This window comes from Mycobacterium sp. C31M (assembly GCF_053345865.1).
Genome location: NZ_JBKFAX010000001.1, coordinates 382078 through 399514 on the forward strand (window position 1 = coordinate 382078; position 17437 = coordinate 399514).

A 17437-nucleotide genomic window follows, 5' to 3' on the forward strand; every position below is an offset into this window, starting at 1 on the left:
GTCAGAAGCCCGGCCCGACGAAGCGTTCCAGTAACCGCGCTTCGTCGACCGGGTCGGCCGCCGGCCAGAACAGCAGTGCCAAGACGACCCGCACGATCCACTGGGCGGCCTCCGGGTCGTCGTCGGCAACCCCGGCGAACTCCGCCGCGTAACCCATGACCGCGTCCGACGCGGTGAGCGACCGCGCACCGGGCGCACCGACCACGGTGGCGGCCAGTGGATCAGCGCGGATCTCGCGCAGTGCCACCGTGATCGCGGTCAGCACCCGGCCCTGCCCTGCGAGGCCGTCGATCGCGGCCCGCACCACCGCCACGATGCGAGCCGCCGACCGGGCCAGCACCGCATCACGGATCTGGGCCTTGGTCCCGGCATGGCGGTAGACCGTGGCCCGCGAGCAGTGCACCGCCGCGGCCAGTGCGTCGATATCGATGTCGTCGAATCCGTCGCGGCTCATCATCTCCGCGGCGGCGGCATAGATGCGCTCGGCAGCGACCGCACTGCGGTCGCCGACCAACCAGTCCGAACGCCGTGGAGACACAACAGTATGTATATCTCAGATTGAGACAAAAATCGGAAGTATTCTCAAGAACCTCCAGGTCCGAGCGCCGCGTTGAGACGGTGACACCCACCCGTCGCCGGCACCCCATATCAACTTCGCCTCCACCCATTGACCGCACACGCGCCGCGCCCGAACCTGGGAAAATGATTGCGGCCCAGGACTTCTTCGCCCTCGACACCCTCGACGAGCCCTACCCGCTCTATGACCGTTTGCGCCGCACCCCCGTCCGACAGATCGCCGACAGCGGATTCCACCTGGTGTCGACGTGGGATGCCGTCATCGAGGCCACCGCCCGCACCGATACCTTCTCCTCGAATCTGACCGCCACCATGGTCTACCGGGCCGACGGCACGGTGACCCCGTTCGGCATGGCCGGTGCCGGCGACCCGTCGCACGTGCTGGCCACCGCGGATGAACCTACACACGCCGTGCACCGTAAACCGGTGTTGCTCAAGCTCGCCGCCAAACGTCTCCTGGAGCTGGCACCGGTGATCGACGCCGCCTTCGACGAGCTGTGGACCGGTGCCGATCAGGACTGGATGACGCTGGCGAATCGGCTCCCCATGATGGTGGTCGCCCACCTGCTCGGACTGCCCGATACCGATGTCGACGAGTTGGTGCGGCGCGCCTACGCCAGCACCCAGCTGATGGACGGCCTGGTCGACGACGCACAACTCGCCGGTGCAGCGGTGGCCGCAATGGAGCTCGCCTCCTATCTGATCGATCAATTCATCAGGGCGGCAGCCGATCCCGGCGACAATCTGATGGGACAGCTCGCCCGTGACCTGGACCCGACCGCTGCCGGCCTGATCCTGGTCCAGTTGGTGGCCGCGGGCGCCGAATCCACGGCCTCACTGCTGGGCAGTGCCGCTTGGCTGCTGGGCACCCGGCCCGAGATCCAACGCAAGATCCGCGCTGACCCCGGTCTGCTCATGCCCTTCATCGACGAAGTGCTGCGATACGAATCCCCGTTCCGCGGCCACTACCGGCACGTTCTCAACGACACCACGCTGGCCGGCACCGAGCTACGTGCCGGCGAGCACCTGCTGTTGCTGTGGGGCGCGGCAAATCGTGATCCGCGAAAGTTCGAGTCCCCCAACGAGTTCCGCCTCGACCGCACCACCCCGAGAACCCACCTGGGATTCGGCAAGGGGCTGCATTTCTGCGTCGGCGCCGCGCTGGCCCGCCTGGAGGCCCGCACCGTCCTGACCCACTTGTTGCACCGCACCAGCTGGCTGGAGGCACCGGCAAAGCCGCAGTGGCTGCCCAGCGTGCTGGTCCGCCGACCCGCCCGACTGGATCTGCGTTTGCACTGAAGGATCCCAGGACCGTTCGCTAGGGTTCAGAAGACGTTCTAACTACCCGATGGAGGGTCCATGTCCGACACCGTGCTGGTGACCGGCGCCTTCGGCCTGGTCGGTTCGGCCACCGTGGCACGCCTCGTCGCCGACGGGCGTCCCGTCATCGCCACCGACCTCGACATCCCGGCCAACCGCAAGGCCGCCGAGTCGCTGCCGGCCGGTGTCACGGTGCGCTGGGCCGACCTGACCGACCCGACCGCCGTCGGTGCACTGGTCGGCGACACCTCCCCCGGCGCCATCGTCCACCTGGCCGCGGTCATCCCGCCGTTCATCTACCAACGCCGCGGACTGGCCGAGAAAGTCAACGTCGATGCCACCGCCAGCCTGGTCCGGGCGGCCGAAAAGCTCTCCGATCCGCCACGTTTCGTGCTGGCTTCCAGCATCGCGGTGTACGGGTCCCGCAATCCGCATACGGTCGACGGGGTGCTGACGGCCGATACCCCGGTCAACCCCGCCGACATCTACGGCGACCACAAGGTCAGGGCCGAGAAGATCGTGCGCACCTCGAACCTGGACTGGGTGATCCTGCGCCTGGGCGGCGTGCTGACCGCCACCCCCGGCTCGTACATGAAGATCGACAACTTCTTCTTCGAGGCGATGTTGCCCACGGACGGCCGGCTGCAGACCGTCGACGTCCGAGATGTGGCGTTCGCGTTCGCTGCCGCCACCACCGCCGACGCCCTCGGCGAGACCCTGCTGATCGGCGGCGACGACGCCACCCACCGACTGGTGCAAGGAGATGTCGCACCCGCGATGGCCGCCGCGCTCGGACTGGTCGGCGGCCTGCCCACCGGGTTGAAGGGCGACCCGGGCAATGACGCCGGTTGGTTCAACACCGACTGGATGGACACCACCCGCGCGCAACAGGTGCTCGGTTTCCAGCACCATTCCTGGCCGGACATGCTGATCGAGACGGCCGAGAACGCCGGAATCAAACGTCCGCTGCTGCGGATCGTCGCACCGCTGGCCAAGCAGATTCTCAAGCGGCAGAGCCCGTATCACGGCAGTGGCCGACGCTACGCCGACCCGTGGGCGGCCATCACCGACAAATGGGGCGACCCACGACCGGACGGAGTGTGAACATGAAGACAGCCGTAATCGTAGGCGGCGCATCGGGTATCGGCTGGGCATCGGCGCAGGCCCTGGCCGCCGAGTGCTACCGCGTGGTCATCGCCGACCGCAACGGTGACGGTGCCGCCGCGCGCGCGGCCGAACTCGGCGCACCACACCACAGCGCGGCAGTCGACGTCACCGACGAGGCCTCGGTGGCAACACTTTTCGAGAAGATCGGGAGCGGGGCGAGCGAAGCGACGGGAGATTGCACCGTCGACACCGTCGTCAGCTGCGCCGGCTTCTCGAATATCGGACTCATCGTCGACATGGCGGTCGAGGACTTCCGCGCGGTCATCGACGTCTGTCTCAACGGCGCGTTCATCGTCGCCAAGTACGCCGGCAAGCACTTGAGCGAGGGCGGCTCGCTGATCTCCATCTCCTCGCTCAACGGCCGCCAACCCGCCGCCGGCATGAGCGCCTACTGCTCGGCCAAGGCGGGGCTGTCGATGCTCACCCAGGTCGCCGCCCTGGAACTGGCCCCGCGCGGCATCCGCGTCAACGCCGTCGCACCCGGGTTCGTGCACACCCCGCTCACCGAGGGCGCCGCCCTGGTTCCCGGCGTGGTCGAGGAGTACGTCGAGAACACCCCGTTGGGCCGGGCGGGAACCCCGGAGGACATCGCCGAGGCCGTCGTCTTCCTCACCAAAGCCTCCTGGCTGACCGGCGAGGTGCTCGATCTCAACGGCGGCGCACACATGAAGCGGTACCCGGATTTGCTCGGACACATCATGAAGCTCGCGCAACAGTGACAGAACCTGTCAAATAGACCCGTGAAAACTGAGTTCACTCTCAGCCAGAAGCGGGCACTGGCCATCGCGACCGTCGCCGCGATCGCCTTCGGGGCCTACTTCCTGCGCGGCTACTTCATCCTCATCGTGGTGGCCGCCGTGGTGGCGTACCTCTTCGATCCCGTCTACGACCGGCTGCGCAAGCGGTTCAGCGCGGGCCTGTCGGCCACCATCACGCTGCTCGCGGCGCTGGCCATCGTGATCATCCCGATCAGTGGCGCGGTGGCCATCGGCGTCGTGCAGATCACCACCATGGTGCGCAGCGTCGCGGACTGGATCGGCAAGACCGACCTCAGCACCCTGGGCGACCGGTCGCTGAAGGTGGTCAACGAACTGCTGGACCGGGTGCCGTTCCTCTCCAGCACCGACATCACCCCCGAGCAGCTCCAGCACTGGGTGGTGACGTTCGCCCAGCGGGCCGGCGAATGGGGCCTGGAATTCCTGCAGGGTGCGGCCGGCGGCCTGTTCGGAGGGCTGACCGCCGCGGTCATCTTCCTGTACGTGTTCATCTCGATCCTGGTCAACGGCGACGAGCTGCGGCTACTGATCCGACGGCTGAACCCCCTCGGCGAAGAGGCCACCGACCTTTACCTGGCCAAGATGGCGGCCATGGTGCGCGGCACCGTCCGCGGTCAGTTCGTCATCGCGCTCGCCCAGGGTGTCGCCGGCGCCATCTCCATCTACATCGCCGGCTTCCACGACGGGTTCTTCATCTTCGCGATCCTGCTGTCGGCACTGTCGGTGATCCCCCTCGGTGGTGGCATCGTCACCATCCCGTTCGGCATCGGGATGGCGTTGTTCGGCAACGTCGTCGGGGGTGTGTTCGTCATCGTCTTCCACATCATCGTGGTGACCAACATCGACAATGTGCTGCGCCCGATCCTGGTGCCCAAGGAGGCCAAGCTCGACTCGGCGCTGATGCTGCTGTCGGTGTTCGCCGGCATCACCATGTTCGGATTCCTGGGCATCGTCATCGGCCCGGTGGTGATGATCGTCATCGTCACGACCATCAGCGTGTACCTGTGGGTCTACAAGGGGGTGCCGATGGAGATGGGCACCGAAGCCCTGGAGGACGAGCCGGACAAACCCAGCCGACTACGTCAACTCATCGCCAAGGCCCGCGCCCGCCGCGTGACCCCGACACCGACGCCACCGGCGACGGTGCCACCCGATCGTGACGAGGACTGACGCCTTCAGTTCGTGGGCAGCGGTTCGGCTTTCTGCACGGCCAGGGCCAACGTCCGGAAATCCTCGGCGCTGCCGGCCCCGGTGATCGCCACCTGCACCGGGCCGGACAACCGCGTCGTCCAGATCGGCTCACCCTCACCCGGCTCGTAGACCACCCAGGTGGTGCCGTCGACATCCTGTGCCCCGGTCGGGACGGCCTCGACATCGAGCGACCCGACCAGCCGGGCCTCGTCGGCATTGCTCTGGGTCAGGCTGAGGTACATCCCGCTGGGGGCTATGTAGCCCACCCGCGAGGTCACGGCCCGGGCCGACTGTCCGGTCGCCGGGTCGGTGCGGCCACCGTCGATACCGCCGCGGCCGCCGGAGTTGGCCTGCCACCCCTGCGGCAGCTCGGGCATCCGCACCGGCAGCTTCAACGTCTGCGCGTCGGAGTTCAGCGCGGCGGGCACATCGAAGCTCGGCACCTCGCCCTGACCTGGCCCGCTGGGCTGAAACGAGCACATCCCCAGCAGACCGGCCAGCGCCACGCACGCCACGATCAACGGCACCATCGACCAGAACATGTCGCGGCCGTCGTGCAGCAGCCGGTCCTTGGCAGGACGCGCCACCGGCACGACAACACGCTCGTCGGGGTCCGGTTCCGGGGTGGTCATGACAGCCAGTATCCCAGTTCCCAAAGTCAGGCCCGCTAATGGGACAATCTGCGCCATGACGCCTTCGCGCCGGGAAGCACCGGACCGCAACCTTGCCCTCGAACTCGTCCGTGTCACCGAGGCCGGGGCCATGGCCGCCGGCCGGTGGGTCGGCCGCGGCGACAAGGAGGGTGGCGACGGAGCCGCCGTCGACGCCATGCGCGAGCTGGTCAACTCGGTCTCGATGAAGGGCGTCGTGGTCATCGGCGAGGGCGAGAAGGACAACGCCCCGATGCTCTACAACGGTGAAGAGGTCGGCAACGGCGACGGCCCGGACTGCGATTTCGCCGTCGACCCGGTCGACGGCACCACCCTGATGAGCAAGGGCATGCCGAACGCCATCTCGGTGCTCGCGGTGGCCGAACGGGGCGCCATGTTCGACCCGTCCGCGGTGTTCTACATGAACAAGATCGCCGGCGGCCCCGATGTCGCGGACTTCATCGACATCACCTCCCCCATCGCGGCGAACATCCAGCGCATCGCCAAGGTCCGCAAGGCGTCGGTCTCCGACGTCGCGGTCTGCATCCTGGACCGTCCGCGGCACGCCAAGCTGATCGAGGAGGTGCGCTCGGCCGGTGCCCGCATCCGGCTGATCTCCGACGGTGACGTCGCCGGCGCCATCGCGGCCTGCCGGCCCGAGTCCGGCACCGACCTGCTCGTCGGTATCGGCGGCACCCCGGAGGGCATCATCGCCGCGGCCGCCATCCGCTGTATGGGCGGCGAGATCCAGGCCACCCTGGCCCCCACCGACGACGAAGAGCGCCAGCGGGCCCTGGACCGCGGCCACGACCTGGACCGCGTGCTGACCACCAAGGATCTGGTGGCCGGTGAGAACGTCTTCTTCTGCGCCACCGGCGTCACCGACGGCGACCTGCTCAAGGGTGTGCGCTACTTCGGCGGCGGCTGCACCACCCAGTCCATCGTGATGCGGTCCAAGTCCGGCACCGTCCGGATGATCGACGCCTACCACCGGCTCGCCAAGCTCAACGAGTACTCCGCGGTCAACTTCACCGGCGACAGCTCGGCCGCGTACCCACTGCCCTAACTCACCCGCACACCAACACGAACAGGGAGAAAATGAGCGCCGACACCGACGTCGACAGCACGGAATACCGCATCGAGCACGACACCATGGGCGAGGTACGGGTGCCCAAGAACGCGCTGTGGCGCGCCCAGACCCAGCGGGCCGTGGAGAACTTCCCGATCTCCTTCCGCCCGCTGGAGCGCACCCAGATCCGGGCGATGGGCCTGCTCAAGGGCGCCTGCGCCCAGGTGAACAAGGACCTGGGTCTGCTGGCCGCCGACAAGGCCGACGCGATCATCGCCGCGGCCGCCGAGATCGCCGACGGGCGCCACGACGACCAGTTCCCCATCGACGTGTTCCAGACCGGGTCGGGCACCAGCTCCAACATGAACGCCAACGAGGTCATCGCGTCCATCGCGGCGGCCAACGGCGTCAAGATCCACCCCAACGACGACGTCAACATGTCGCAGAGCTCCAACGACACCTTCCCCACCGCCACGCATATCGCGGCGACCGAAGCCGCTGTGCGCCACCTGATCCCGGCGCTGGAGATCCTGCACGAGTCGTTGACGGTCAAGGCCCGGCAGTGGAAGACCACCGTCAAGTCCGGCCGCACCCATCTCATGGACGCCGTGCCGGTGACCCTGGGCCAGGAGTTCGGCGGCTACGCCCGCCAGATCGAGGCGGGTATCGAGCGGGTCAAGGCGACCCTGCCCCGACTGGGCGAGCTGGCCATCGGCGGCACCGCCGTCGGCACCGGCCTCAACGCCCCCGACGGATTCGGGGCCAAGGTCGTCGACGTCCTCGTCGACCAGACCGGAATCGCCGAACTGCGCACCGCCGCAGACTCTTTCGAGGCACAGGCCGCCCGCGACGGGCTGGTCGAGGCCTCCGGCGCACTGAAGACCATCGCGGTGTCGCTGACCAAGATCGCCAACGACATCCGCTGGATGGGGTCGGGCCCGCTGACCGGTCTGGGCGAACTACAGCTGCCCGACCTGCAGCCGGGCAGCTCGATCATGCCGGGCAAGGTCAATCCGGTTCTGCCCGAGGCGGTTACCCAGGTGGCCGCGCAGGTCATCGGTAACGACGCCGCGGTCACCGTCGGCGGCCTGTCGGGTGCGTTCGAGCTGAACGTCTACATCCCGATGATGGCACGCAACGTGCTGGAGTCGTTCACCCTGCTGTCGAACGTCTCGAAGCTGTTCGCCACCAAGTGCATCGACGGCCTGGTGGCCAACGACGCGCATCTGCGTGAACTGGCCGAGTCCTCGCCGTCGATCGTGACGCCGCTGAACTCGGCGATCGGTTACGAGGAGGCCGCCAAGGTCGCCAAGGAAGCGCTCAAGGAGCGCAAGACCATCCGCCAGACGGTCATCGACCGCGGCCTGATCGGCGACAAGCTGTCCGAGGCCGAATTGGACAAGCGTCTCGACGTTCTGGCCATGGCGAAGGTCAAGCCCGGCGACTAGTTTTTCCCGCGAGAAGACACATGTGCCCCCGGATTCGCACGAGTTCGGGGGCACATGTGGCTTCTCGGCAGAGATGAGGTGACTTTCGTGACGGACGATGAGTTGAAGATCCGCGTCGGTGTCAGCGACCTGATGACCACGTATCAGTACCTGGCCGATACCGGCAAGGTCGAGCAGCTTGCGCAGCTGTTCGCGCCGGACGGAATCCTCCAGATAGGCGATCAGCAGTATGCGGGTCCCGATGCGATCCTGCGGATGTTCCAGGACACCGCGGACCGGTTCGCCGAGGCCGAGTTCCTACCGGCCCGGCATCACCTGTCCTCGATACATGTCGAGCCGCGACCGGACGGTACCGCGAAAACCTATGCGTGCTTCCAGTTCATCGGGACCCGCGGCCTCGACCACTGGGGCACCTATCGCGACGTGGTCATACCCGGCCCCGACGGGTGGCGGTTCGGTCACCGGAGGGTGGTCACCGAGGGGTTTGCTCCGGGCTCTCCGCTGGCTCAGTGACCTCCTCGGCCGTCGTATCGGTGTAGGCCGCCGTGTTGACGGCGGTACCGCCGATACCCGCTGCCGCCGAAAGGACGTCGAGCGCCGAGGAGTGGTGGCTCTGCGGCGGGGGTTCCGGCGCCTCCGGGTGCTCCTCGTCCAGGCGGTAGTGGCGGGTCAGCCGGTGCGCATCCTCGCGGGTGATGCCGTCACCATCGGGAATCGCCGGCGCGTCCTTCACCGCCGCCTTGTCGACGACGACGGTGACCGCGCCATCGGCACGACGGGACCCGGTCAGCGGCAGGATGGCGTGCGACGATCCGAGAAACCCGGTCCGTACCGATGCCCACCGCGGTTCCCTGCTCTGGCCGTCCACGAACAGCTTGTCGATCTTCCCGATTTTCGCGCCGGACACGTCGTAGGCGATCGCGCCGACGTACTGCTCCACCAAAGTCGCCATACCGCGGGGTATCCGCGGAACGCAGGCGGTAAACGTCAGCGCAGCGTGTTGACCGGCGGGCCGTTCTCGACACCGCCGTACAGGCTGCCAGGGGCACGCTCCCCCAGCAGGTGGCCGGCCGTCACCAGGTGGTAGCCATTGGCCTTCAGGACCGGTATGAACTCGGCAACCAGGTCGACCGTCGAGGCGAAGATATCGTGCAGCAATACCACCGAACCCGGCTGGACGTGGGCCATCAGCAGGTCACGACTCGCCTCGGTATCGGTGTCGTGGATCCAGTCGTAGGGCACGACATCCCAGTTGACCACCGCCATCCCCTGTCGGCCGGCCTCGGCCAGCACCCGGTCGTCCACCTTGCCGAAGCCGGGCCGCAGCAATCCGGGCCGCTGCCCGGTCGCCGCCACGATGGCCTCGGTGGCGCGACTCAGCTGGTCGGGGATATCTACGGCGGGCAGCGTCGTCAGATCGGGGTGACTCCAGGTGTGGTTCCCGATCTCCATGCCGGCCGCCGCGATACGCCGGGCCGCTGCCGGGTCGGTGGCGACCTTGTCCCCGATGAGGAAGAACGTCGCCTTCGCGTCATTGGCGGCCAGCACGTCGAGCAGCCGGTCGGTATCGGGGGCGGGGCCGTCGTCGAACGTCAGCACCACACACTTGACCACCGCGCAGTCGACAGTCTGTGCTTCGGCGATTTGTGGAGTCGTAACCGCAATGAGTACGGCTACGACTCCACAAATCACTCTCACGGCAGGGCGTTCGGGCTGATCTCCTCGAGCATCTCGGTCACCAGCGCCGCAATCGGGGACCGCTCGCTGCGCATCAGCGTGATGTGCGCGAACAACGGATGCCCCTTGAGCTTCTCGATGACCGCCGCGACACCGTCATGCCGGCCGACCCGCAGGTTGTCGCGCTGAGCCACATCGTGGGTGAGCACCACCCGCGATCCCGAGCCCAGCCGGGACAGCACCGTCAGCAACACATTGCGTTCCAGCGACTGCGCCTCGTCGACGATCACGAAGGAGTCGTGCAGCGACCGGCCCCGGATATGGGTCAACGGCAGCACCTCCAGCATCCCGCGGGAGAGCACCTCCTCCAGGACCGCCGGGCTGGCCAGCCCCTCCAGGGTGTCGAAGACGGCCTGCGCCCATGGGCCCATCTTCTCGCTCTCGCTGCCGGGCAGGTAGCCCAGATCCTGGCCGCCGACGGCGTAGAGCGGCCGGAACACCACGACCTTGCGCTGGGTGCGCCGCTCCAGCACCGCCTCCAGGCCGGCGCACAGCGCCAGCGCCGACTTGCCGGTACCGGCCTTGCCGCCGAGCGAGACGATGCCGACGGATTCGTCGAGCAGCAGATCGAGTGCGACGCGCTGTTCGGCGGACCTTCCCCGGAGGCCGAACACTTCGCGATCACCTCGCACCAGCTGCACGCGCTTGTCCGCGTTCACCCGGCCCAGCGCCGACGAGCTGCCGCTACCCAGTAACCGAACTCCGGTGTGGCAGGGCAGATCTCGCGCCGCGGCCAGATCCAGATCACCATCGGCGAACAGCGTGTCGATCTCCTCGGCGGCGACATCGAGCTCGTCCATGCCGGTCCAGCCCGAGGTCACCACATCCTGGGCGTGGTATTCATCGGCGGTCAGCCCGACGGCACCGGCCTTGACCCGCAGCGGGATGTCCTTGCTGACCAGAGTGACGAGTTTGCCCTCGGCGGCGAGATTCGCCGCGACGGTGAGGATGCGCGCGTCGTTGCTGTCGTTCCGGAACCCCGACGGCAGCACCGTCGGGTCACTGTGATTGAGCTCGACCTGTAGGGTCCCGCCTTCTGTCCCAATGGGAATCGGCTGATCGAGACGACCGTGTTCCAGACGCAGGTCGTCGAGCAACCGCAGGGACTGGCGGGCGAACCAGCCGAGTTCGTGATGGTGCCGTTTGGCCTCCAACTCGCTGATGACGACGAGCGGGACAACCACCTCATGCTCGGCGAACCGTGTGATTGCCCAGGGATCGGACAGCAGCACGGAGGTGTCGAGCACATAGGTCCGGATCGGATCGGTCACGAGGCGCTCCTAGACCTCCGCGGCCCCGCGAAGGTGTTTTCGGCGGGCGCAGCGGAACCGAGGACCGGGGCCGGTCCCGTTCTCGCGAGAAGATCGGTACCGCCCGGACAGCAAAGCAATTCGCTAGCCATCGGAAGTGACGCTACTCCCGGTCCACCGGGTGTGCTCGTCAGGCGCGCCGGGTCAACCGGCACAACAGGTTACGCGCCGGTGAACTCTCGTAACAGCGCCTCGTCAGCCAGGCCCCATGCCGCAATCTGGTCGGCGATGACGGTGCGCAGTGCGGCCTCGTCGAAGATGCCCGCCTCGGCGACGGTGGCCCGCTTGTCGGCGTAGGCGTCGATATCCCCGCCGACCACATCCATGGCCGCGGCCCGCGAGGCGATGGCGGCGATGGTCTCGTCCCGGGCGGTGCCCAGGCAGTGCGAGACGAGGTTGGCGAAGAACTCCGTGTGGCGCTCCTCATCGGCGGCGATCCGGCCGACGAGCCCCTGCAGGGTGGGCTCGGGAGTCTGGGCCTGCAGGTTGCGGGTGAACACCGCGTGCGAGCGCTCGAAGAACGCCATGAACACCAGGGTCTCGATCTGGGTCAACCGGTCGGCGCGGTAACCCTTCATCACATGCTCGACGCGGACGTCCTCGTTGGCGGTCGGGTCGACCTCGCGGGTGACCACCAGGTAGTTGCGCAGTGCGACGGCGTGCAGGTGCTCCTCGGCGGTCCAGCGGCCCAGCCAGCGGCCCCACTTGTCCTCCAGGATGAAGTGCTCGACGAGTTCGCGGTGGTAGGCGGCGAGGTTGTCCTTGGTGATGAGCAGGATCTCGCAGGCGTCGGTGACAGCCTTGGGCAGCGTCACATCGGACGGATCCCAGTCCTTGCCACCCAGGAACGCGAAGTTCTCGCCCTGGTCGAACGGCACGTAGTCATGTCCGTACCAGGGCTCCTCGGTCGCGAGGTGCCGCGACAGGTTCTCATCCACGACCGGCTCGAGCTCGAGGGTCAGTGCATTAGCAACCGGTTTCTGTGCCATGAGGTAACTGTAACCCGCCGACACAGATTCTTCGAAATCGCCGGCCGCGTGTCTTCTACAGGGTCAGACCCGGGTACAGCGGGTTGGCTTCCAGGATCTCCGCCGAGGCGGCGCGGACCCGGTCGGCGACACCGTCGGCCAGCGTGTACTTGGCCTTCGAGGTCCCGTCCGCCTGGGTGTTGGACAGCACCTCGACCACCAACTCGGCGACCCGGTCGAAATCGTCGCGGTCGAAACCACGGGTGGTGAGCGCGGGCGAACCGAAGCGGATACCGCTGGTGTACCAGGCCCCATTCGCGTCGGCGGGGACCGCGTTGCGGTTGGTGACGATGCCGGCGTCCAGCAGCGCCGACTCGGCCTGGCGGCCGGTCAGTCCGAACGAGGTCACGTCCAGCAGCACCAGGTGGTTGTCGGTGCCCCCGGTGACCAGGTTGGCGTCCCGCTTGATGAACCCGTCGGCCAGTGCCTGCGCGTTGTCGGCGACGGCCTGGGCGTAGGTGCGGAACGCGGGCTGGCGGGCCTCGGCCAGTGCGACGGCCTTGGCCGCCATCACATGCGAGAGCGGACCGCCGAGCACCATCGGGCAGCCCTTGTCGACGGCCGGGGCGTATTCCTCGGTCGCCAGGATCAGGCCGCCGCGCGGACCGCGCAGCGACTTGTGTGTCGTGGTGGTGGTGACGTGCGCGTGCGGCACCGGGTCCTCGTCGCCGGTGAACACCTTGCCGGCCACCAGGCCGGCGAAATGCGCCATATCAACCATCAGGGTGGCGCCGACCTCGTCGGCGATCTCGCGCATCTTGGCGAAGTTCACCCGACGCGGGTAGGCCGAGTAGCCGGCCACCAGGACCAGCGGCTTGAACTCGCGGGCCGCGGCGGCCACAGCGTCGTAGTCGATGAAACCGGTGGCCGGGTCGGTGCCGTACTGGCGCTGGTGGAACATCTTGCCGGAGATGTTGGGCCGGAAACCGTGCGTGAGGTGGCCACCGGTGTCCAGTGACATGCCGAGCAGCCGCTGGTTGCCCATCTTGTTGCGCAGCGTCTCCCAGTCCGCCTCGGACAGGTCGTTGACGTGCTTGGCGCCGAACTCGGCCAGGCCGGGGGTCTCGACGCGGGTGGCCAGGATGGCCCAGTAGGCGACCAGATTGGCGTCGATACCGGAGTGCGGCTGGGCGTAGGCATACGGGGCGCCGAACAGTTCGCGGGCATGCTCGGCGGCCAGCGCCTCGACGGTGTCGACGTTCTGGCAGGCGGCGTAGAACCGGTGCCCGACGGTGCCCTCGGCGTACTTGTCGGAGAACCAGGTGCCCATGGTCAGGAGCACCGCCGGCGAGGCGTAGTTCTCGCTGGCGATCAGCTTCAGCGAATCCCGTTGATCGTCCAGCTCTTTGCGGGTTGCGGCGGCGATCCGGGGTTCGACCTGTTCGATGACTTCCAGGGCCGAGCGGTAGGCGGCGCTGGCGGTGGCGGCGTACTCGGCACCCAGGCCGGTCGATGGCTCAGACATGCCCACGAGCGTAGTCGGGCTGGAACGCCGCGTGAACGGCACCTATGCGGTGCGCAGACTCGACGGGATCAGCGGTTCGTCCAGCAGCCGGCCGAACCGCTCTGTCAGCGACGCCTCGGCGGGCCGGTCGTCCAGCCAGGCACGCAGCAGCCGGTAACCCTCGACATAGGTGCTGGTATAGGCCCGCCACAGCGGCGAGGACAGGAACCGCAGCATCTGCCGGGCCCGTTCGTCGGTGACGAGCAGCCAGCGGCTCAGGTAGGCGACGACATCGTCGACGTCACGGTGCTCGTCGTGCAGCATCAGCGCCGCATCCTGGCGGACATCGGCCAGCGCGGCGGCCGCCTCGGAGATGGTGGCCGAACGTTCCCCGTCGAACCGCAGTCCCAGATCGGCATAGATATCGGCCGCCCAGGCGCCCCAGTCCGGTCCCTGCACGGCGTACAGCGCCAGATCGGCCAGACCCTCGGCCATCAGGCACTGCGGCGTGTTGACCAGGAAGATGGTCTGCTCCTGCTGGTTCTGGCCGTTGACCAACCCGGCCTCCTTGCGGCAGTGCTCGGTGTGATGGCCTGGGTAGGACTCGTGTGCGACCAGCCGCGGCAGATTGGACATCTGCTGTTTGAGGTCGGCGTTGACGGCGACCGTGGATTTGTAGTCGCCGAGGTAGTAGTTGAAGCCCGACCACGGCTTGTCGGTGACCACCTCGTAGTTGATGGTCTCGGCATCGGGCAGCGGGAAGGTGGCGCGCACCCGGTCGCGCAGCGCCGAGGAGAACGCATGGATGCACTCCTCGAGGCGGGCCGGCGGGATCTCCTCGGTCTGCCGGTAGGCCTGCAGCCGCTGCGCCAGCGGTCCACTGCCGCCGAGCGCCTCGTCGAGCTTGCGGTGGGAGTCGCGGTAGCGGTCCTGATCGCCCTTGGTGATGTCGACGTCGAAGTACTCGCGGACCTCCTCGACGAATCCGACGTCCTCGCCGGCGAACTTGCGGCCGGCGCAAGCCAGTGCCTTCAGGTGCGCGCTCAGGTAATCGGCGCGCTGGGTGTCGAGGCCCTCGGCGGCCGGCACCTCGGCCAGCAGCCGCCGGGCTGTGCGGGCGAGTTCGGCCGGATCGGGGGTGGGTTCGTCGGCCACCCGCTGGCGCAGCGTCGGGTCGCCGGTAAACGAGTCGACATAGCCCTCCTCGACGCGGTCGAAGCGCAGACCGAGCAAGAGATATTCATCAATGAGGGTGCTGACGTTCATACCGTCAACCGTAAATGCAAGACTGGAAACATGTCGCGGCCCAGCGAGCCGAGCCCTTATGTGGAGTTCAACCGGACCCAATGGCGCTCGTTGCGTATGTCGACCCCGTTGGCACTGACCGAAGCCGAGCTCGTCGGCCTGCGCGGCCTGGGCGAGCAGATCGACCTGCTGGAGGTCGAAGAGGTCTACCTGCCGTTGGCCCGGTTGATCCATCTGCAGGTTGCCGCCCACCAACGGTTGTTCGCCGCCACCGCCGAATTCCTTGGTGAGCAGAACCCGGACAACCCGGTGCCGTTCGTCATCGGAGTGGCCGGCAGTGTCGCGGTGGGCAAGTCCACCACGGCGCGTGTGCTGCAGGCGCTGCTGTCCCGCTGGGAGCACCACCCCCGCGTCGACCTGGTGACCACCGACGGCTTCCTCTATCCGAATGCCGAGCTGGCCCGACGGAACCTGATGCACCGCAAGGGTTTCCCGGAGAGCTACGACCGGCGCGCGCTGATGCGTTTCGTCACCGCGGTCAAGTCGGGCTCGGATCAGGCCTGCGCCCCGGTGTACTCACACCTGATCTACGACATCGTGCCCGGCGAGAAACAGCGGATCCGCCAGCCCGACATCCTGATCCTGGAGGGCCTCAACGTCCTGCAGACCGGGCCCGCGCTGATGGTCTCGGACCTGTTCGACTTCTCACTCTATGTCGATGCCCGACTGGAGGACATCGAGCAATGGTACATCTCCCGGTTCCTGTCGATGCGCGCCGGCGCCTTCGCCAACCCGGCCTCGCACTTCCATCACTACGCGACACTGACCGACGAGCAGGCGGTGTTCGCCGCCCACGACATCTGGCATTCGATCAACCGGCCCAACCTGATCGAGAACATCCTGCCGACCCGGCCGCGGGCCACCCTGGTGTTGCGTAAGGATTCCGACCACTCCATCAACCGGCTGCGGTTGCGGAAGCTCTAGTCACCGATTCCAGTGGGCCGCAGCGGACTTCGAAGCGTTCGCCGACGGTGTCCAGAGTGCGGCGCAAGCGTTCCCGCTCAGCGCGGTGGGTGCGCAGGAACTGTACGGTCCGGATCATCCGGCGGTGCCGCGGATACCACCGGTCGAAGTCCAGCCCGCAATCGGCGAAGACCTTGGCCGGCACGGCATCGAACGTCAAACTCAGGTTGTACTGCACCAGCGCGAACATCACGCACGGCAGCACCGTCTTTGATCTGTCCGCCAGTTCCTGCAGATCCACCGCATACAGCGGCAGCGAGTTCAGCTTGTCCAGGAACATCAGATGCGTCATGAAGTAGCCCATATAGGACGTCAGATGCAACGTCATCGACCGGGGCTGCAGCGAGAGGACCCTGCCGCTGGGTGAGGTGTAGGGCTCGTAGGGCACATCGGCGCCCACCAGGTAGCCGGTGCAGTTCACCACCCAGCTGCCGGGTTCGATTTCCTGTGTCCGGCCGCCGCGCAACACCAGCTCGGTCACCCCGTCGCGATCGACGATGTCGTCGAGGTGATCGGTGATGACGTCGTTCAATCCGGCGGTGATGGTGCGGTTCTCGGCCTCCGACAGCACCCCGACCATGAAATGGCCCGGCCGCGCGACCGGCCCGGTGCCATAGGTGGTGTGCAGCCAGCGCATCGTCTGCTCTTCGTTGGTTCCGTCGAAGCGACGACTCAGCTTCGGACCGAGCGCACTGACCGGGAGTCCCGACCAGTACCGCTTCCAGCCGGCGGGAAAGAACCTGTCCCGGTTGCTGAAGAACGTTCCCGTGCCGGCCACCATGTTCACCTCACGGCCGGGGTTGTCGGTGATGATCGTGTGCGCGGTGTCCATGGCCGTCTTACCGCTGCCGATGATCCATACCGGCGCCGCGCTGTCGACGAATTCACCGCACCGCACATCGCAGGAATTGGGTGACACCGAACGGACATTGTCGCTCGACACCGCCAGCGGCTCGTTGGGCGTGACGCGCAGACCGTAGGCCTTGATCAACCGATCGGCCTCGACGGTGCGTGTCGCACCGGTGTCGTCGCGACAGCTGATCTGTACACCGGCGTCCTGCTCGGAGTCAGATAGCAGCGTCCAGCCGAACCGCACATCGATCTGGATGCGCTGCCGGATCTGCTGCAGGCAGTGCTCGAAATGGTCGAGCACCTCATCACGGGTGGCCAGATAGCTCGGCTCGCGGCCCAGCGTCCACGCGATGTTGCCGGCGGTGAACATCGGATGCGGTTGATGCAGCCGCACATAGGGATAGGTGTCGACCCACATGCCGCCGACCCGCGGCCGGCGCTCGAGCAGGATGACCTTCTGGCCGGGTTGCAGGTACTGCCCAGCGACGAACAAAGCGTTCATCCCCGCCAACCCGGCACCCACGATGCACACGTCACACGTATCGACAGCGGTCACGGCAACCTCCTGGGACGGTCTTTCTCACTGTCCGCCCGGTCGGCT

Annotated in this window: 17 protein-coding genes; 8 read left to right on the forward strand and 9 right to left on the reverse strand. The window is 67.2% G+C overall.

From position 1 onward, the window contains the following. Position 1 precedes the first annotated feature (1 nt). Positions 2–538 (reverse strand): TetR/AcrR family transcriptional regulator, encoded by a 537-nt coding sequence (locus ACLBYA_RS01775; protein WP_447707625.1) that lies wholly within the window; start codon positions 536–538, stop codon positions 2–4. 164 nt (positions 539–702) lie between these two features. Between ACLBYA_RS01775 and ACLBYA_RS01780 the strand changes: the two genes are divergently transcribed. Genes ACLBYA_RS01780 through ACLBYA_RS01795 form a run of 4 tightly spaced genes read left to right on the forward strand, consistent with a single transcriptional unit; the run spans position 703 to position 5009 of the window. Then, positions 703–1875 (forward strand): cytochrome P450, encoded by a 1173-nt coding sequence (locus ACLBYA_RS01780; RefSeq protein ID WP_447707626.1) that lies wholly within the window; start codon positions 703–705, stop codon positions 1873–1875. Between the two features lie 60 nt (positions 1876–1935). Then, positions 1936–3000, forward strand: a complete 1065-nt coding sequence (locus tag ACLBYA_RS01785) for an NAD-dependent epimerase/dehydratase family protein (protein ID WP_447707627.1) — start codon at positions 1936–1938, stop codon at positions 2998–3000. A 2-nt stretch (positions 3001–3002) separates the two neighbouring features. After that, entirely contained in the window at positions 3003–3782 is a 780-nt protein-coding gene (locus ACLBYA_RS01790) for an SDR family NAD(P)-dependent oxidoreductase (protein WP_447707628.1), read from the forward strand. A gap of 21 nt (positions 3783–3803) precedes the next feature. Further along, positions 3804–5009: an AI-2E family transporter gene (locus ACLBYA_RS01795; RefSeq protein ID WP_447707629.1), complete on the forward strand. Its 1206-nt coding sequence runs from the start codon at positions 3804–3806 to the stop codon at positions 5007–5009. Positions 5010–5014: 5 nt separating this feature from the next. On the opposite strand, the gene ACLBYA_RS01800 is transcribed toward ACLBYA_RS01795, so the two are convergent. Further along, positions 5015–5662: a DUF4245 domain-containing protein gene (locus ACLBYA_RS01800; protein WP_447707630.1), complete on the reverse strand. Its 648-nt coding sequence runs from the start codon at positions 5660–5662 to the stop codon at positions 5015–5017. 55 nt (positions 5663–5717) lie between these two features. On the opposite strand from ACLBYA_RS01800, the gene glpX reads away from it, so the two are divergent. The 3 genes from glpX (at position 5718) to ACLBYA_RS01815 (ending at position 8710) form a co-directional block, all read left to right on the forward strand. After that, on the forward strand, positions 5718–6746 hold the full coding sequence (glpX, locus tag ACLBYA_RS01805) for a class II fructose-bisphosphatase (protein ID WP_447707631.1): 1029 nt from the start codon (positions 5718–5720) through the stop codon (positions 6744–6746). Positions 6747–6778: 32 nt separating this feature from the next. Further along, positions 6779–8197, forward strand: a complete 1419-nt coding sequence (locus ACLBYA_RS01810) for a class II fumarate hydratase (protein ID WP_447707632.1) — start codon at positions 6779–6781, stop codon at positions 8195–8197. An 87-nt stretch (positions 8198–8284) separates the two neighbouring features. Further along, positions 8285–8710, forward strand: a complete 426-nt coding sequence (locus ACLBYA_RS01815; protein WP_447707633.1) for a nuclear transport factor 2 family protein — start codon at positions 8285–8287, stop codon at positions 8708–8710. Here the strand turns inward: ACLBYA_RS01815 and ACLBYA_RS01820 are convergent. From ACLBYA_RS01820 to ACLBYA_RS01845, 6 genes are all read right to left on the reverse strand, one after another. Then, entirely contained in the window at positions 8670–9149 is a 480-nt protein-coding gene (locus tag ACLBYA_RS01820; RefSeq protein WP_447707634.1) for a hypothetical protein, read from the reverse strand. The genes ACLBYA_RS01815 and ACLBYA_RS01820 overlap by 41 nt on opposite strands. A 35-nt stretch (positions 9150–9184) precedes the next feature. Next, on the reverse strand, positions 9185–9889 hold the full coding sequence (locus tag ACLBYA_RS01825) for a polysaccharide deacetylase family protein (protein WP_447707779.1): 705 nt from the start codon (positions 9887–9889) through the stop codon (positions 9185–9187). A gap of 2 nt (positions 9890–9891) precedes the next feature. Next, on the reverse strand, positions 9892–11205 hold the full coding sequence (locus ACLBYA_RS01830; RefSeq protein WP_447707635.1) for a PhoH family protein: 1314 nt from the start codon (positions 11203–11205) through the stop codon (positions 9892–9894). A 200-nt stretch (positions 11206–11405) separates the two neighbouring features. After that, the gene (locus ACLBYA_RS01835; RefSeq protein WP_447707636.1) at positions 11406–12233 is read right to left on the reverse strand and encodes an acyl-ACP desaturase; all 828 of its coding nucleotides are present in this window, start codon (positions 12231–12233) and stop codon (positions 11406–11408) included. Positions 12234–12288: 55 nt separating this feature from the next. Beyond that, positions 12289–13737 carry a glycine hydroxymethyltransferase gene (locus tag ACLBYA_RS01840; protein ID WP_447707637.1) on the reverse strand — a complete coding sequence of 483 codons (1449 nt, stop codon included), beginning with the start codon at positions 13735–13737 and terminating at the stop codon, positions 12289–12291. Between the two features lie 42 nt (positions 13738–13779). Continuing rightward, positions 13780–14982 (reverse strand): DUF885 domain-containing protein, encoded by a 1203-nt coding sequence (locus ACLBYA_RS01845; protein ID WP_447707638.1) that lies wholly within the window; start codon positions 14980–14982, stop codon positions 13780–13782. A 30-nt stretch (positions 14983–15012) separates the two neighbouring features. Here ACLBYA_RS01845 and coaA point away from each other — a divergent pair, with 30 nt between their 5' ends. Further along, the gene (coaA, locus tag ACLBYA_RS01850; RefSeq protein ID WP_447707639.1) at positions 15013–15945 is read left to right on the forward strand and encodes a type I pantothenate kinase; all 933 of its coding nucleotides are present in this window, start codon (positions 15013–15015) and stop codon (positions 15943–15945) included. Here the strand turns inward: coaA and ACLBYA_RS01855 are convergent. Beyond that, positions 15917–17392, reverse strand: a complete 1476-nt coding sequence (locus tag ACLBYA_RS01855; RefSeq protein WP_447707640.1) for an FAD-dependent oxidoreductase — start codon at positions 17390–17392, stop codon at positions 15917–15919. The genes coaA and ACLBYA_RS01855 overlap by 29 nt on opposite strands. Positions 17393–17437: the final 45 nt, after the last annotated feature.

Bases quoted from the DNA above. Each gene is read 5' to 3' on its own strand.
- ACLBYA_RS01780 (WP_447707626.1), top strand. From the start codon at position 703: ATGATTGCGGCCCAGGACTTCTTCGCCCTCGACACCCTCGACGAGCCC.
- ACLBYA_RS01785 (WP_447707627.1), top strand. From the start codon at position 1,936: ATGTCCGACACCGTGCTGGTGACCGGCGCCTTCGGCCTGGTCGGTTCG.
- ACLBYA_RS01790 (WP_447707628.1), top strand. From the start codon at position 3,003: ATGAAGACAGCCGTAATCGTAGGCGGCGCATCGGGTATCGGCTGGGCA.
- ACLBYA_RS01800 (WP_447707630.1), bottom strand. From the start codon at position 5,662: ATGACCACCCCGGAACCGGACCCCGACGAGCGTGTTGTCGTGCCGGTG.
- glpX (WP_447707631.1), top strand. From the start codon at position 5,718: ATGACGCCTTCGCGCCGGGAAGCACCGGACCGCAACCTTGCCCTCGAA.
- ACLBYA_RS01810 (WP_447707632.1), top strand. From the start codon at position 6,779: ATGAGCGCCGACACCGACGTCGACAGCACGGAATACCGCATCGAGCAC.
- ACLBYA_RS01820 (WP_447707634.1), bottom strand. From the start codon at position 9,149: ATGGCGACTTTGGTGGAGCAGTACGTCGGCGCGATCGCCTACGACGTG.
- ACLBYA_RS01835 (WP_447707636.1), bottom strand. From the start codon at position 12,233: ATGGCACAGAAACCGGTTGCTAATGCACTGACCCTCGAGCTCGAGCCG.
- ACLBYA_RS01840 (WP_447707637.1), bottom strand. From the start codon at position 13,737: ATGTCTGAGCCATCGACCGGCCTGGGTGCCGAGTACGCCGCCACCGCC.
- ACLBYA_RS01845 (WP_447707638.1), bottom strand. From the start codon at position 14,982: ATGAACGTCAGCACCCTCATTGATGAATATCTCTTGCTCGGTCTGCGC.
- coaA (WP_447707639.1), top strand. From the start codon at position 15,013: ATGTCGCGGCCCAGCGAGCCGAGCCCTTATGTGGAGTTCAACCGGACC.